The 16,833-nt window shown below is 43.4% G+C and carries 12 protein-coding genes; 9 read left to right on the plus strand and 3 right to left on the minus strand.

Annotated elements, in window-relative coordinates; genetic code table 11:
- Positions 1–21: 21 nt before the first annotated feature.
- From LNTAR_RS15035 to LNTAR_RS15045, 3 genes are read right to left on the minus strand one after another with little or no spacing between them, the layout of a single operon-like run.
- Entirely contained in the window at positions 22–1,986 is a 1,965-nt protein-coding gene (locus LNTAR_RS15035) for a bifunctional aldolase/short-chain dehydrogenase (RefSeq protein ID WP_007279583.1), read from the minus strand.
- A gap of 2 nt (positions 1,987–1,988) precedes the next feature.
- Positions 1,989–2,828, minus strand: coding sequence for a sugar phosphate isomerase/epimerase family protein (locus LNTAR_RS15040; RefSeq protein WP_007279584.1), 840 nt, complete (start codon positions 2,826–2,828; stop codon positions 1,989–1,991).
- A gap of 3 nt (positions 2,829–2,831) precedes the next feature.
- On the minus strand, positions 2,832–3,635 hold the full coding sequence (locus tag LNTAR_RS15045) for an alpha/beta fold hydrolase (RefSeq protein ID WP_007279585.1): 804 nt from the start codon (positions 3,633–3,635) through the stop codon (positions 2,832–2,834).
- 169 nt (positions 3,636–3,804) lie between these two features.
- On the opposite strand from LNTAR_RS15045, the gene LNTAR_RS15050 reads away from it, so the two are divergent.
- The 9 genes from LNTAR_RS15050 to LNTAR_RS15105 all read left to right on the plus strand — a co-directional run bounded on the left by LNTAR_RS15050 (position 3,805) and on the right by LNTAR_RS15105 (position 16,788).
- Entirely contained in the window at positions 3,805–4,545 is a 741-nt protein-coding gene (locus LNTAR_RS15050; RefSeq protein WP_007279586.1) for a helix-turn-helix domain-containing protein, read from the plus strand.
- 52 nt (positions 4,546–4,597) lie between these two features.
- Positions 4,598–5,221 carry a dioxygenase family protein gene (locus tag LNTAR_RS15055; protein WP_007279587.1) on the plus strand — a complete coding sequence of 208 codons (624 nt, stop codon included), beginning with the start codon at positions 4,598–4,600 and terminating at the stop codon, positions 5,219–5,221.
- A gap of 427 nt (positions 5,222–5,648) precedes the next feature.
- Positions 5,649–6,377 carry a hypothetical protein gene (locus LNTAR_RS15075; RefSeq protein WP_007279588.1) on the plus strand — a complete coding sequence of 243 codons (729 nt, stop codon included), beginning with the start codon at positions 5,649–5,651 and terminating at the stop codon, positions 6,375–6,377.
- The gene (locus LNTAR_RS25865) at positions 6,374–6,913 is read left to right on the plus strand and encodes a lytic transglycosylase domain-containing protein (protein ID WP_007279589.1); all 540 of its coding nucleotides are present in this window, start codon (positions 6,374–6,376) and stop codon (positions 6,911–6,913) included. Before LNTAR_RS15075 ends, LNTAR_RS25865 begins: the two co-directional genes overlap by 4 nt.
- Positions 6,910–7,740 carry a hypothetical protein gene (locus tag LNTAR_RS15085; protein WP_007279590.1) on the plus strand — a complete coding sequence of 277 codons (831 nt, stop codon included), beginning with the start codon at positions 6,910–6,912 and terminating at the stop codon, positions 7,738–7,740. The genes LNTAR_RS25865 and LNTAR_RS15085 overlap by 4 nt, the downstream gene beginning before the upstream one ends.
- A complete protein-coding gene (trpC, locus tag LNTAR_RS15090; protein ID WP_007279591.1) occupies positions 7,727–8,509 on the plus strand; it encodes an indole-3-glycerol phosphate synthase TrpC in 783 nt (260 codons plus the stop codon). Before LNTAR_RS15085 ends, trpC begins: the two co-directional genes overlap by 14 nt.
- Positions 8,510–8,536: 27 nt before the next feature.
- A complete protein-coding gene (locus LNTAR_RS15095) occupies positions 8,537–12,676 on the plus strand; it encodes an amylo-alpha-1,6-glucosidase (protein WP_007279592.1) in 4,140 nt (1,379 codons plus the stop codon).
- A gap of 197 nt (positions 12,677–12,873) precedes the next feature.
- Positions 12,874–13,287: a hypothetical protein gene (locus LNTAR_RS15100; RefSeq protein ID WP_007279593.1), complete on the plus strand. Its 414-nt coding sequence runs from the start codon at positions 12,874–12,876 to the stop codon at positions 13,285–13,287.
- 177 nt (positions 13,288–13,464) lie between these two features.
- On the plus strand, positions 13,465–16,788 hold the full coding sequence (locus LNTAR_RS15105) for a DUF7133 domain-containing protein (protein ID WP_007279594.1): 3,324 nt from the start codon (positions 13,465–13,467) through the stop codon (positions 16,786–16,788).
- Positions 16,789–16,833 lie beyond the last annotated feature (45 nt).

Here is a 16,833-nt window from a genome sequence, read left to right on the forward strand (position 1 = left end):
GAGTCCGCCTATTGGCAAGACTTAGATTATTCGATCGTTACCACCATCAACGGGAACTTGTGCTCCAGTTGTTTTACTGAAGAGTGGTCCCACCATGGCGGTACACATTTCAGCAATGTTGGCTGATTTGATTTCTGTTTTGAGTAGGTTGCGAGTTTTGTATTCCTCAATCGTCATGCCGTAGCGCTCTGCTGAACGAGCCAAGGCTTCTGGCGTCCACAGATCCGTATCGAAAACTGCATCGGGATGAATGACGTTGACGCGAATACCATTTGGTGCTAACTCAAGTGAGAGTACGCGGGCTAATTGAGTTAAACCTGCTTTGGAAACTGAGTAAGCAGCTGCGCCTGGTCCAGGTGCCCCCACATTGCGTGATCCCACAAAGAGTACTGCGGGTTCAATACCGAGTTTTAAGTAAGGTGCGGCATATTTCACGAGCAATTGATTCGCCGTGAGGTTGATACGAAGTGTGGCATCCCATTTATTGGAATCAAGATCTTCGACGTATTCACCCGCAGTAAAAATACCTGCGTTGCAAATAATGAGATCGAGACCGCCAAAAGTGGCCACAGTTTTTTCCACAACCGCTTTGAGTTGATCTTCCTTACCAATATCACAAACGAGGCCAAGTGAACTTGCACTCGTGAATGACTCAATACTTGGTGAAATATCAATGCCGACAACCAAAGCACCATGACTCATGAGGTCTTCGGCACATTTACGGCCAATACCTGCTGCGGCACCCGTTACGATGGCAACTTGACCCTGAAGCATGGGTTTAGAACCACCCTTTTTGAGTTTGCGTTGCTCGAGTTCCCAGTACTCAATCTCGAAGAGATCTTTTTCGCTTACGGGACTCCAACCACCAAGTGCTTCCGCATCTTGAATGCCATTGGCTGTGTGGCCGGCAATATCGCTAATCTGACCCGCTTCTTTAGTATTGACGCCAAAACTCAAGATACCTTGACCTTTCCAGACGCCCCAACGAGGTGCTGGATCTAAGATGGTGTGTTCTGCACCCGCATTGCGAGCAAAGTAAGCTTCGTGATCAGCTTTAAAGCTTTCAAGTGCCTGCGTTGAATCATCACCAATAATCACTGGTGTACGCTTGGTGCGAATACTATGATCAGGAGTGAGTGTTCCACGTGTCGCAATTGAATTCACATCTGAACGATTTGAGAAACCGACCGCTTCTTTAGATTGATTAACTTTTATGGTCACAGCTGAACCGCGTAGATCGGAAACTGTTTTTCTAATTTTTGCTAATTCGAGTAAGTTGAGCTCGCCAGCAGATGACTCCTGTCGAGCCTCTTGACGCTTTTCTAAAATAAGCTTTTCCGCTTTATCCACGGCTTCGATATGCAACTCGTAAGATTCCTTTGCGTCATCCGCAAAAGTAAAGAGTCCGTGCCCAATGAGAATCACACCCTTTTTACCTTCGAGAAGTCCATCTTTAACGACCTTATCGAATTGTTTAGCTAGATCAAAACCTGGCATAACATAGGGAAGTATAAGGAGTTCGGGGAATAAATCCTCGAGTTGATCTCTATAATCATCGCTATTAGAGACAACAACAATCGCATCAGCGTGACTGTGATCCACATACTTAAAGGGGATACAGGCATGCACTAAAGTTTCGATTGAACCATTTGGTGCAGCTGGATCAAGCAAAGCTAAACGCAATTGCTTCACCATTTCCACATCACTGAGTTCAGGCATGGCCGCGAGCTGTAAACATTCTTTCTGACGTTCAGGTGAAAAACCGGCTTTCTCGATTGTCTTGAGATCCCAGCCACTGCCTTTGATATAGAGCACTTCGACTTCATTGCCAAAAATATCTTTTTGAGTGGATTTCACCGAGGTATTACCCCCTCCGTGAAGTACGAGATCTTCGCTTTGCCCAAGAAGGCGCGAAGTATAGACTCGCATAGCTAGGTCATCATCGGCAAACTTTGCAGCTTCTTGATCGTTCCAAAGACTTTTCATATTTATCCTTTGCTAATAGGCTCTAGAACCTTCTTGGTGTACTCACCACATTCTAGAGTCACTTGATCCGGTTCATTTACAGAACGCTCACATTCATCTTCCACAATGATCCAACCTTCGTAATTCGTATCAACGAGATCTTGTGTAAGAGTTTTGAAATCAATGATACCCTCGCCCATGAGTGCCCAAGACTTATCCTCGTGCATATCTTTGTAGTGAACGTGATTGATGATTGCACGGTGGTCGCGCATCATTTGCACTGGATCCATACCAGTGTAAGCCATGTGGCCAACATCAGGCGTCCAGCCTAAAACTTTTGCGTCGAGCATAGGAAGAAGACGGTCGTAATCCGACTGAGTACGCCAGATTGAAGCTTCAGGTGAATTCGGGTGATAAGAACACTTAATGCCCTTGGCAACTGCACGACGAGAAATTTCGTTGATGCAAGAAATGAGGTTATCTTGACGCTCAATGAGATCTTTTTCATCACGTGTTGTGGGCATCTGACAAAGCATCATGACGGCATTTGGGAAAAATTCAGCGAGGAAGTCAATGAGCTTATCAGCTGCTTCTCTTTCTGCAGCAGTTTCCTCTGGGCTGAGCCAATCATCGAGAAGTACAACTGAAGAAAGTTCGATGTCCGCAGCATTCATTTCGTCTTGGAGTACTTTTCCATCATAGGAACTGTACATAAATTTGTCGATGGGCTCGAAACCTTCGAAACCTGCCTGACCACAAATCTTTGCCATGTGACCAATTTTATCCGTATAAGGCTCATCTGGGTTGATACAACCAGCCATAACCCATGCGTAATGTTCGCTTGCTATTTTTATCTTGCTCATAATTTATTTCCTTATTAATGAATGTTTTAACATAAATTCTGTTGTGTCACGATTGAAGTCTTCGAGGACTTCCCAGTGGTGTGCGTGACCTGTACCTGGATAAATTTTCAGTTCTGAGCCCTCAATAAGCTGATTAAGCTGCTGAGAAAATTTAACCGGTGTAAAAATATCTTGATCACCTACTGTGATAAGTGTGGGAAATTGGCTGAGAGCCGAAACTCGATCGACGGCATCGTGCCCCATGCAAGCATCTGCTTGTGCCAAGAAAGCGTGAAGCTCCATGTAGTTTTCATGGGCCGTTTCCTGTCCTTCCACAAGTGCCTCCTGGCATTCAGGTATAGTAAAGAAAGGCGGGGCAAAAATCCAAAGCTGAAGAAGCTTCATGAAATCTGCGGGATTCGCAATCTTTCTCATATCTTTAAAGTGGTCGAAAACCTGTAAAGCATAAGGGTCACATTTGGCCCAGCTACTAATAATCACTAATGATTGGATCAACTCTGGGTGAGCTAGAGCTAACTCCTGAGCAATGATGCCGCCCATAGAAATACCAGCAACATGACATTTACCTAAGTTTAATTCTTTTATTAAAGCCGCTGTATCATCTGCCATCATGCGGCTAGTGTAAGGACCTTCTGGTTTGGGCGAATCACCCGCACCGCGATTATCCACGATGATACATTTAAAATGTTTCTCATACTCAAGTACGTGATCTTCCCAAAAAGCACCACGAGCGCTGAGCCCCATTATTAAGACTAATGGCTCACCTTCGCCACGGATTTCATAGGCTAATTTCACATCGTTACTCATTTCTTTTATTCTCCTAATTTTAGAACTTGATTAAGTTTAAATTCAGGATGGCAAAAGAGATATAATACGATTTCCAATTTTTATAACAAAATCGTCAAACTACATATTTAAGGCTTGTTATGTAACAAATTAGGCAATATATATAAGAGCATAAACAAAGGAATAAATTATGAACAATAATATTGTTTACCTAGAAGGTTTTTATAATGAAAACGACTGCCAAACCCCGAGTAATCTATTAACTGACCAGATGGATTCCTTTTATTTCGTCAAGGATTTAAAAGGTATTTTTGTCTGTGTCGACAAAAGTCTTCTCAAGCACTTTCACATGCAATCAAGCAGCGACATCATTGGCAAGTCCGATTTCGATGTTCAACGTCATGACTTGGCCACTAAACATAGAGAAGATGACCAAATCATTATAGAAAGTGGACAAACTTTCCCGAGTAAAATTGAACTCGTTGGCGACGGCAAAGGCAATGTTAAATGGTTTCAAACAACCAAGGCTCCCCTATACAATAGAAAAGGCGAGATCATTGGCGTCGAGGGTCTATCTCGCGATATTAAGATGACAAAAGAAAGTATTGAGCCCTATAGTGAATTTAAAAATACGATTACTTATCTTCAGAAAAACTTTAAAGGTTCAGTAAACATCAAAGAACTTGCTTATCAAAACGCTATGAGTGTGAGTACCTTTGAGCGCAAATTCAAAAAACACTTTGCTTGCAGCCCCAGTCAGTTCATCAAAAAATTGCGTATTGATCACGCCTGTGACTTACTTAATTTAAACTACGATATAGCCGAAATTGCCCTCAAGTGCGGCTTCTGTGACCAGAGCTACTTCAGTAAAGAATTCAAAAAAGTCATGAAGATGACTCCAAGACAATTTAAGGTCAACTGTAAGAATTAGTTTTTTTCTTGCGATATAGAGACATATAGTTAAACAAAAAAGAGAGTAACTTATGTCGAACCGTCGTCGTTTTATGAAAATGGCTTCCCTCGGAAGCCTATTTGCTTTTGGTGCTAAAGCTCAACAAATCCCTAGTCCTACACAAATTGAGGGCCCCTTTTATCCCACCTACGAACAAAAAGATAAAGACTTTGACCTGACTAAATTTAAAGGAAGTCAACAATCTGCCAAGGGAACTATTATTGAAGTTTTTGGTCGCGTTCTCGACCTCCAAGGCAAGCCCATTGAAAATGCCACAGTCGATCTTTGGCAAGCTAATGCCGCAGGGCGCTACCGTCACCCCCACGATGATAATAACGCACCTTTAGACCCCAATTTTCAGGGTTGGTCGATTGTTCCCAGCGGAAAAAAGGGTGAATTTAAGTTCAAAACCATCCTACCAGGCGCCTACCCGATTGGCAAAAAGCGTTTGCGACCACCGCACATTCACTTCAAGGTCTCAAAAAAGGATTATCACGAGCTCACGACTCAGATGTATTTCCCCGGGCAAGACTTAAATAAGAAAGACAACTTATTGCAAAGGCTCAGCAAAAAAGAACAAGACTTATTGATTGCTAAAAAGATTGAAGGAAAGATTCCACGCTACGAGTTCAGCATCTACCTGAAAGAAGTGTAGGTCATTTGAAGGGGGGTATGAAAGGGGAGATTCAATTTTCTTTCTGCTACCCGACCTGGACTTGAACCAAGAATGAGAGGATCAAAACCTCCTGTGTTACCAATTACACCATCGGGTAATAAAGAAAAGTAAGCTACCCGACCTGGACTTGAACCAAGAATGAGAGGATCAAAACCTCCTGTGTTACCAATTACACCATCGGGTAAAAATTTGTACAGCTACCCGACCTGGACTTGAACCAAGAATGAGAGGATCAAAACCTCCTGTGTTACCAATTACACCATCGGGTATGCTGAACGGATTGAAACATAATCAAGGTCAAAAATATTTCCACTGGATAACAAGCAAAATTTTCACTTTTCTTAAGGATAAAAACAAATCTTAGATTAGATTGCACAAATTAATAATTTTTTACGGTAGCCCTCACATGTCTTTCAGCTTATTTGTTAACGGCGAAACTGACTCCATCATCATTGAAAGCAGCGATTCTACTTTCCAGAGTTCTTCGCACGAGGCTTTATCTCAGATGCTTGGCAGTGCTAGTTTTTCGGTCAAAGAAGCCGATCGAGGCTTCCAATTTGAAATCCAAGATAGCGAAGCCCAGCTGGAAGACGAAGTAATTAAAGCAAACTCAACTACCGCTCTCCCGAGTGGTCGCGAGCTGAAAATTGGCACACTCACAATCATTGCTTCAATCAACTCCACACGTGCTGAAGTTTCGGGTAAAGAAGATGTAAAATCGTGGACTGCTCGCTCCTTGATTGCTTTAATCATTCTTTTTGAAATACTCTTCATTACTGTGCTTCCCTCAACTTTCACTGGCGAAGAAAATTTCCAACGCGAGTACCTATTGGAAGAAATAAGCGAAGAACTCGACATACTTCGCAGACGTGTTCAAAGTGACCTGAAAGGGCACAGTAAAAAAAGCTCTATGAAAAGTGGCATACTAAAAGATATTAAAGAGGCATTAGATGGCATCGCCAACGATCTACGTCTCAACCCCAAGGCTTTTAGCTTAACAGATCTCGAGAGCACAAGCCAAAACCTAGCTGCCTGCAATAAGCTACTCAACCGCCTGAGTTACTCACCAGTAGTTAACGAGGGAAACATTAGCATTAACAAACAAGCCCTACTGGACCAAGCCTTCACTGAATGAGAAAAATCATTTTTATTAGCTTGATTATCAGCTTAAGTATCGTCGCCTACCTCAACCGAAACCGTAGCAGCGACCTCTACGACAAAACGATTCACAAGGCTTCTCAAAGACATCAAGTCCCCTTTTCTTTAATCAAAGCCGTTATTCGCAAAGAAAGTAGCTTTGTCGCTCGCCAAAAAGGTGCCGCAGGCGAATACGGCCTCATGCAAATTATGCCTATTGCCGCCGATGAATGGGCCCGTCTAAGCAAAAGGCAAAAATTAAAATACTACGATATCCTACTCGACCCAGAGATTAATATCGATATAGGAACCTACCTCTTATCAGTTAATCTCAAGCGATGGAGAAAGTACGACGACGCGACTGCTTTAGCCCTAGCAGAATACAACGCAGGCTTAGGCAATGTTCGCAAGGAAAACTGGGCGCCAGAAAAATATGACGAAAAAGTATTGGAAAGAATCACTTTTCCCATGACGAAAAAATATGTAAGTGATATACTTCTATATAGAACTGAATATTTGGAGCAAGACCAATGAGCGAAAAAGAAGCTCTCTTAAAACTTTTAGAAGACGAAGATCCGAAAATTGCGACCATCGCAATTGGCAAGCTCCTGCAGTATGGACCTGACATTTTCCCCGCCTTACGTGGCTTACAGGAGTCGGCAAACCCCCTACTTCGCAAACGCGTCCACCAAATCGAGGCTATTCTAGAGAAGAAAATCAATTTTTCCCATTTCATTGAACGCATCGAAAAGGACGAAATTCTGATTTGGGAAGACCTCATCTACCTCAACTCGATCTATTACCCCGACCTCAAACCCTCTGAGCTACAAAGTTCAATGGAGGAAGCGTACAAAAATCTGAGCGCCGCGGAGTTCAATACTAAGGCCTTGTGTAATTACATGAAGGACAAAAACTATTACGTCCCCAAAAACGACATTCTCGATTCTGGCATTAACCTTATCAGTAGCGTGCTTATCAATGGTGAAGGCAGCCCACTCATGCTTTGCATCATTTCCCAACTCTGGGGAACGCGTTTTTCATGGCCTTTTCAAATTGTCCTCCACAAGGGACATCATTGCCTCATTGACAAAAACAAGATGCTGATTGAACCCGCCAATAATTGGAAGTGTTCTTTGATTGATGAAAAAATCAAAGCTCACCCCTGCACAGAAAAAGGGCTTATCTTGACTGTCATTGCGAACCTTTACTTATCCGCTTTAGTTGAAGGTCAACTCAAGATCCTCCATACTCTATCGACTCTCATGTCAAAAATCAGCAAGACCGAACTCGCTGACTTCCCTTTCCCCATTGGTAAAGAAAATGAAAACACTTTAAGCACAAACCAAAATGAATCCTGCTGACATCCTCAAAAAAATCATTGCTACAAAACATATCGAAATCAAAAACCAAGAGAGTCAAAGAGACGCCCTTAAAAAAGCAGCTTACGAAGCTGGCCCGACTACAAAAGACTTTGCTCAAGCGCTGCAAGTCAACAGTGGCCTTGCCGTCATTGCCGAAGTTAAGAAAGCCTCACCTTCTGCAGGAGTGATCTCTGCCGATTTCGATCCCGTCAAAACAGCAAAAAACTATCAAACACTTGGAGCTGCAGCGATTTCAGTCTTAACTGACAAGGATTACTTTCAGGGTTCGATTGATTACCTCAAGCAAATTCGCCAAGAAGTCGAATTGCCACTGCTGCGCAAAGATTTCATTATTGATGAATTACAAATTCACGAAGCTCGCGTCGCGGGCGCCGACACCTTTTTATTGATTGCCGCAGTTTTGACTGAGGATGAGATGCGCAACTTCCTTGCTATCGGTAGAGAATTTGCCATGGAAGCCCTTGTGGAAATCCACGATGAAGAAGAAGCTCACAAAGCCTTAGCGGCGGGCGCAAAGATTATCGGGGTCAACAATCGCGACCTCCGCAACTTCACAACTGACTTAAGCCTCACCGGTAAACTCGCTAAATTTATACCAGAAGATAAAATTCTTGTTGGCGAGAGTGGCATAAAAACTGGAAAAGATAGTCGCCAACTCCTAGATTGTGGCTGTTCCGCAATTTTAGTCGGCGAATCACTCATGCGAGATCCGCAAAAATTTAAAGAACTCCAAGCAGGCCAAGCTTAAAAACACAATAATTTCGAGGGTAGAAAAATGTCACAAGCTAAGTTATCTAGCTCACCAAGCACAGGCGATCATTTAGTTAAGTTTTCGGGGGATTTACAAAAATTCACATTACAAAGCAGCGTTCCTGGAAAAGCTTTTCTCCGCACCAATCTTAATCAATCCGCAATTAGAAACGAGCAAGTCATTCGTCATATAGAAAATGACGAAACTGAATTTGACCTCGGCTGGAATGATTACCCCATGAATGACGAAGGCAATGGAAATTTCGCCCTCACCCTTCCTCTTAGTGAAGCTGGGCATTTTAGAGCGAAAGCTTATTTAAAACTCGACGATGGTGAACTCTTGTGGCAAGATGGCCCCGATATTGTACTCAATATTGAGCCCAACAGCAGCCGTTATGCCAATTCAATTTACTGTGCTTTCCCTCGCCAGTTCGGCAAAAATAAAACTCTCTTAAACGCCCCTTCTCACGACGAGCTTAAAACACTCGATGAAGAAGGCTACACAGTTATTCCTCCCTCCGGAAAATTCAGTGATCTCATCTGCGAACTCGACCATATTTTTGATGACTTGGGCTGCAATATCTTGCACCTGCTCCCAATCAACCCCACTCCAACAAGTTACGCTCGCATGGGACGCTATGGTTCGCCCTACGCCGCCCTCGATTTCACTGCGGTTAATCCTGAACTCTGCAACTTCAATCTCAAAACCACGCCAGTTCAACAGTTCTGCGAACTCGCCGATGCCGTTCACCAAAAACAGGGACGCATCATTATCGACATCGCCATCAACCACACGGGCTGGGCTTCGAAAATTCACGAAACCAATCCGGAATGGGTACGTCGTCACGATAATGGCGACATCTATCAACCTGGTGCTTGGGGCACGGTTTGGGAAGACCTCACTGAACTCAATCACAAAGACACTGAGCTTTGGGTTTATTTAGCCGACGTCTTCCTCACTTGGTGTGAACGTGGTGTCGATGGCTTCCGTTGCGATGCAGGTTATATGATCCCTGAACCCGCGTGGAAATACATTGCGGCTAAAGTCCGTGAACAGTATCCCGAAACAATCTTTTTATTAGAAGGTTTAGGCGGCCCCTGGGAAACGACCGAGAATATGCTCAATCACTGCAACCTCAACTGGGCTTATTCTGAGTTATTCCAAAACTATAGCAAGGACCAAGTCAGCGCCTACATGAAGTACTCCATTGACTTTAGTCAAAAATATGGCCCCATGGTTCATTACGCAGAAACCCACGATAATGCACGTCTCGCAGACACTTCACCACTTTGGGCTAAATCACGCACCACATTATCAGCTCTACTTTCTCATAACGGATGCTTTGGTTTCACTAACGGTGTCGAATGGCTCGCTACAGAAAAAGTAAATGTTCACGGAGCTAGTGGACTCAATTGGGGCGCTGACGAAAACTTAATTAGCGAGATTAAAGAACTCAATGAGCTCTTACTCACTCACCCAGCTTTCTTCGAAAATTCTCTGATCAAAGAAATCCCCTTACAGAACTCCTCTTTACTTGCTTATGAAAGACGTTCAAAAGACGGGTCAAGCCCCCTCCTCATTCTCATTAACTTGGATATGGAACACGGCCATCAGCTCGAATTAGAGACTCCCTTTTCTTGCCCTGACCTACTGATTGGCAGTAAGCAAATTGATAGTCAAAATTTAAACTTCCAAGTCGAGCCTGGAGAAATCCTTTGCCTCGGTACAGAAAGTGACAAAATTGCTTCAGCTGATAAAAAGAAACAAATTCATCATGCCCAACGTGTGATTGCGAACCTCGCCTATAAAACAAATAAATTTGATTTATGTAATAACTTAGAGGCTCAGAGTCAAACGCTACTTGCTGGCCCGATGAATTGGCTCAATGAACAAAACATCATCCCTACAACTTGGGAATTCCCCTTCGACCTTAAACGCCAAGTTCCTTGTCCGGTAAATTCGTCCCTGCTCTTCAAAGCCCCTCACAATTTTAATATCTTTGTCTTTGGACGTAAACATGACTCCTTCCTAGCTCACGATGGTCAGCACTACATTTTGCTTCTTCCTCTTGAAGATCAAGGAAAGATTTCCTACGAACCCCTTAACTTAGAGATCAATACTCCAGAAGGGATTCAAAAACACCAATCAACTCTGCTGCGATTAACAACTATCGATCAGCCCTACACCGACAAATACCCTGTTGAAGATTGCAACAAGGTGATTTTAGACACCAATGGTAAAGGCGCTATGATGAGACTCAACACGGGCATCTCCAATATTTGGACTCGTTACGATGCGCTTCTCGCTGCCAACTTAAGTCCTGACTACCCAGAAAACCGTCACATCATGTGGAGACGCAACCGTATTTACGTAGACTGTCATCACGCCACCTATGAGCTTAGCGAAAAATTTCTCACTGAAATTCGCGGCAATGGACGCAATCGAAAACTCATCTACGAACTTCCCCTCGGCCATCACCGCTGCTTAATCCTGAGTGTACAAGCCTTTATGCTCCCCGGAGAAAATGCTACCACCTTTATAATCACAAGAGAAAAGAGCTCGCTCAAAGAAGCATCGCAGACCAGTGTCAAAATCTATATCCGCCTCGACCTCGAAGATCGCGACTTCCATTCGGATACAAAAGCGGGTGCAGGACTCGAAGGACTCTGGGCAAGCAAAGTGAAGTCCACGAAACGCGAATTACAGTTTAGCCCCGCCAATGACCGTCAACTCCGCATCACCAGCTCTAATGGTAAATTCATGCGTGAAGACGAATGGTCCTACAACCAATACCAAAGAAATGAAGCTCTGCGTGGACTCGAAAGTCATTGCGACCTTTATAGCCCCGGCTTCTTCCTCTTAGATCTCAAACCTGGTGATTCCTGTACGCTTCTCGGCCAAGTAATCCGCAATAAAAAACAAGCGGTAATTAAAATTACGGACATCCCCTTCCCAGAAGAAAAAGCACTTAACTCATATATTGATCAACTTCGTGAAGCGGTTGGCCATTACGTCGTAGCACGAGATGGCATGAAAACCGTCATCGCTGGCTACCCTTGGTTCTTAGACTGGGGTCGCGACACACTAATTTGCTGCCGTGGACTCATTAGTGCTGGTTTTGGCAAAGACGTTGTAAAAATCCTCCAACGCTTTGCTAGCTTTGAAGAAGCGGGAACACTGCCCAACTCCATTCATGGTGCTGATGCCGCTAACCGCGACACGAGTGACGCCCCTCTTTGGTTCTTTGTTGCCTGTGATGACTATATAAATGAGTCAGGTGATGAGAAGGTTCTCAAGCTCGATTGTAATGGCCGTTCAATCCTCCAAATCATGGAGTCAATTGCGACAAACTATATTGCTGGCGCTCCCAATGGCATTAAAGTTGACCCCGAATCACTCCTCGTTTATAGCCCCTCACATTTCACTTGGATGGACACCAACTACCCAGCTGGCACACCACGAGAAGGTTACCCCGTAGAGATTCAAGTTTTTTGGATTAAAGCCCTCAACATTCTTCATAAATACACTAAGCAAGACAAATGGAAAGAACTTGCCGACAAAGCTCTCGCTTCATTCATTCAGTATTTTTGGGATGAGCAACGTGGCTTTTTATCCGATTGCCTGCATTGCAAAACTTATCACCCGGCGGCACAATCACCTGCCGATGACGCCTTACGCTCGAATCAACTCTTTGCGATCACCCTCGATGTTATTCAAGACATAGAAATGCAAAAAGCTATTTTTGAATCTTCTTCTTGCCTCTTAATTCCAGGCGCTATCAGAAGTTTAGCTGATCGTAAAAACGAATTCCCACTCCCAGTCTACTCCAATTATGGTAAACTCCTTAACAATCCTGAAAACCCTTATTTCCATCATTATGAAGGTGATGAAGATACACGCAGAAAACCTGCTTATCACAATGGCACGGCTTGGAACTGGCCTTTCCCTTCTTACCCAGAAGCAATGTTAAAGATTTATGGCGAAGAAGCTATACCAACAGTTAAGTCCTTACTTTACAGCTCGAGAATACTCTTTAACACAGGTGCTGTCGAACAAATCCCTGAAGTCATGGATGGCTCTGCCCCCCACACACCACGTGGTTGCGATGCCCAAGCCTGGTCGGTAACAGAGCTCATAAGAGTTTTACAAAAATGTGAGAAATAAGCTAAATTAACTAAATATTGTTTTTTTATCACTTTTTTTTCCCTTCTTTTCCTTGCTCAATTAAACTTTACTTGAGTATGGAAGTATATTAATTTGAGAATTTCCAGAAAAGTAAAACTTTTTTGACTTGTGTGAAAGATGTGCTTTAATGGGTGCGATTAAGACTATGTAGATTAATGATTATGGAGCATATAAATATGTCTGAAAATAAAGAAAAGAATACAGCTAGAAAACCAAAAGCCTTAGATTATTTCAAAGCGGTAGTATTATCTGCCATAGTTGTTGTAGTTGTATTTTATAGTCACGAAGAACTTCAAGTTAAATACGATGCCATTCTTCCTGACATCTACCCTAACGAAAATGTCGTCGGCACATGGAATAGCGACAAAGATGCAAGCAGTGTTAATTTTGACGCCAATGGTGCCGCTAAAATCAAAAATAAAAAAATGATTTACATCAAAACCACTCCAGACAACTTCACACTTTTTCAGTTTGGTCGTGATAAAATGGGTAATCGTACAGGACTCATTGCACACAAAGTCAAACTACTAGGAGATACAAAATTAGAGATGGGACGTGACTCATACTCCAAACTTGTTGCTCAAAAATAATTTCCATAAGCCCGCTCAATGCGGGCTTTTTTATTGCCTATAAGAGTCCGCTTTATTCGGACTTTCTTGTTGCTAGACATTACCAATTGTATTATTTTAATTTTTTTCTTCTATAAGTGTTGAGATCTCCCTTCCGTATTTTAGTTCATATGAAACATGACTAAAAAAGGAAACACCGTGAAACAATTCAAATACAGCCCCTTCCTAGCTTGCATTGCCCTTGTCAATGCCTCTTTATTTGCTGCCCCTCAAAAAAGCAATATCAAATCCTTTACTCGTAAATCGATGGACAAAGAAAAGGCTTATAATAGTCCTGCTTATGTCAAGCATCGCGAAGGTTCACTCTCATTAGACAAGCGTTTCCAACACAACCTTTTTGCATCACCTCCCTATATCGAATATGTAACTGCACTAAGTGCTGATGTTGATGGCACCCTCTACATCTCCCAAGACCCTAACGGCAGCCTCGGTCACTACGCAGGACTCGGCAATGTCGTAAGCGCCAAAGATACCACTGGTGATGGCAAAGCCGACAAATTTGTTGAATATATCCCAAAAATCGAAAGTGCACGCGGTGGCCATATTGTGGCCGGCACCTACTACTTACTTCACCCTCCATACCTAACTTCTTTCCAAGACACTACTGGTGACGGCAAAGCGGACAAAAGAACTCTCTTAGCCGATGGCTGGGGTGGTGGCATCGAACACCCACGAGGTGCCGATCACACCACAAATGGCGTACGCATGGGTATCGATGGCTGGCTTTATGTTTCAGTCGGTGACTTTGGTATCAAAGATTCTAAAACTGCTGCGGGAGATACCTTCCGCTTTCATGGTGGCGGTGTCGCACGTATTCGTCCTGACGGAAGCGAAATCGAAATGTATGTCGAAAATACCCGTAACCAATTCGCCGTAGCAATTTCTCCTACACTCGAGCTCTTCACTCGCGATAACACCAATGATGGTAAGGGTTGGAACCTGCGTGTGCACCACCAAGTTCCCGAATCTGATTTTGGTTACCCAAAACTCTACCAAAACTTCCCCGATGAACACATCGCTTCGCTCGGTGATTATGGTGGCGGTTCAGGTATGGGCGTGCTCTTCCTCGATGAACCCGGCTTCCCAAAAGACCTTAATAACAAGCTCTATACTTGTGACTGGACCACGGGTAAAGTTTTTTCTTTCGACATGAAGCCTAAAGATGCCACTTATGAAGTGAAACAAAACATCTTCACTCCCCTTACCCGTGCGACAGATATTGAAGTTGATGGCCAGTCACAACTCTACTTCTCCGACTGGGTGGGTGCTGGCTTTGCCTTTGCTGGTAATGATAAACCCGTGAGTCGCATTTTTACGGCTAAACTTAAAGATTATAAAGCGCCTAAAACACCCAATTTAAAAACAGCGAGTGATGCAGAATTAATTAAACACCTCTCTGGTGAGAGTTCTACTATTCGACTTCATGCTCAGCAATACCTCTTGCAAAAGAAATTATCTCCTCAAACAATTGCTCAACTCACAACTGAATGCTTAAATAAAAAGCTTTCAGTCAATGCTCGTACTGCTATTCTCTTCACTCTGAAGCAAGCTTTAGGCGAAGCGAGTCACGATACCTGTAAAAAACTTCTCGCGGATCCAAGCATGCGTGAAATGGCCTTAAAAGCTCTCACTGATCGCAAAACTCAAATGACTACAGTCACACCTGAACTCATCACTCCTTACCTTAAGGATGCTAATCCAAAAGTCCGACTTCAAGCCTTCATTAGCTTACGTCGTCTCAATAAATTCAGCACTTCAGCAAGCAATGCGATTATTGATGCCGCTGTTCAATCTTGGAAAGTAGATAGCGTCGGTAAACTTGGTACAATGGCTTTGCCTCACCTCGCTTCACGTACCCTTGCAGGACTTGGTCAAAATCATCCTCAAGCTTGGAAGCACTACCTCGAACGTTTTAAATCTGGCGATTACAAAACTCAGAAAACCCTTTCTTACGCACTGAAAACCATACATGACCCAAAACTCATTGATCTCATGATTGCGGAACTCGCTAATGATCAATACAATGATGCGAGTCGTTTACTTGTACTCGATATCCTAGCGCGTCTTTCTCAAAAGGAAGCCGAATGGGATTTAGTTGCTTGGTGGGGCACTCGTCCAACAGACCACGGCCCCTATTACGAGGGTAAAACTTGGGAACAAACGCCAAAAATTATCAAGGCAATTGAAAAGAACTTTGGAAAATTCCAAGCCTCTTCGCAAGTTGATGTTATTGCCCAGCTCAACCTCAACCAAATCAACACCTCGCAACTTAAGCTAGAAGGCGTCGATATCCTCTTCTCTGCACTTGATGCAACCAATCCAAGCCCACAACATATTGCCACCCTACAAACTGCTGCGATGGATAGCAAAACCGCTTGGCCCACACGTATTAAAGCTGCACAAAAACTGGGTACTTTTAGTCAATGGATAGATGCAGGTGCCATTCGCTACGTCAAAAAGGGAAAAGGTCGTAAAGCTCCAAAAGAAAGAGTTGTTAACGAGAAAAAAGTAAAATCTTCGCAAGAAATAAGAATGGTCGCTACTAAAGCCCTCCTCACTTCCATCTCAAAATTTCAGAAAGATATCGCTACACTCGACAAAAAAGATCCAGCCTATTTAGCTGCTAACGCCTTAGCCCATGATTACTGGACCTTCCCCTCAGAACATAACGATTTTGCAGAAATCGCAAAACTCGCCAATGAACTCGACGATGATGCTGCCGCTCTAGCTTGGAAGAAAATTTTCTTTGCCTTCTACAAAAACATTGGCAAGAAAATTGTCGCAAATCAAAAAATTATCGATAGCGAGATCGGACTTCATAATCCGGGTTATTACCAAGCGATTGCCGACCTCTATTTACTCGATGAGAAATATAAAACTCGCGCCAAGGCCAACCTCAATTGGGATTATGCAGGGACACGTAAATCAGCAAAAACTGTTATGGACATGCACACCGCTGTTGCGGAAGTCGCAAAAGACCCCAAGAAATCTGCACCACTTGTGAGTGCCGGCTTAGAGGGAGCAGCCAAATATGCCATGACGAATAAAGGCGATGTGGCTCTCGGCGCCAAGTTGTTTAATAAAAATAACTGCATTGCCTGTCACGCCGTCAATAATACCGGCATCCAAAAAGGTCCCTATATGGGTACTGCAGGCAGCCAATTCCAACGTCAGTTCTTGATTGAATCTATCCTCAATCCACCGGCCGCTATTGCTCAAGGCTTCCCTACTTATGAGATCATCCCCAAAGGCAATAAGCCATCACATATAGGTTTTCTAGTAGAAGAAGATAATACCTACTACCACTTAATGAATGCTGCTGGTCTTACGGAGAAGGTAACCAAAGAGCACATGGCCGATAAGAAAATTATTAAGATGTCGCAAATGCCTCCTGGCTTAGTCTTCAATCTTAACCTTCACGAATTCACTTCACTCGTTGATTACCTCGATTCAATGAAATAAGCAATTCACCTAAAGAAAAAGGCCAGCTTCGTCGAAGCTGGCCTT

Origin of the sequence: Lentisphaera araneosa HTCC2155 (genome assembly GCF_000170755.1) — a bacterium.
Lineage (GTDB): Bacteria > Verrucomicrobiota > Lentisphaeria > Lentisphaerales > Lentisphaeraceae > Lentisphaera > Lentisphaera araneosa.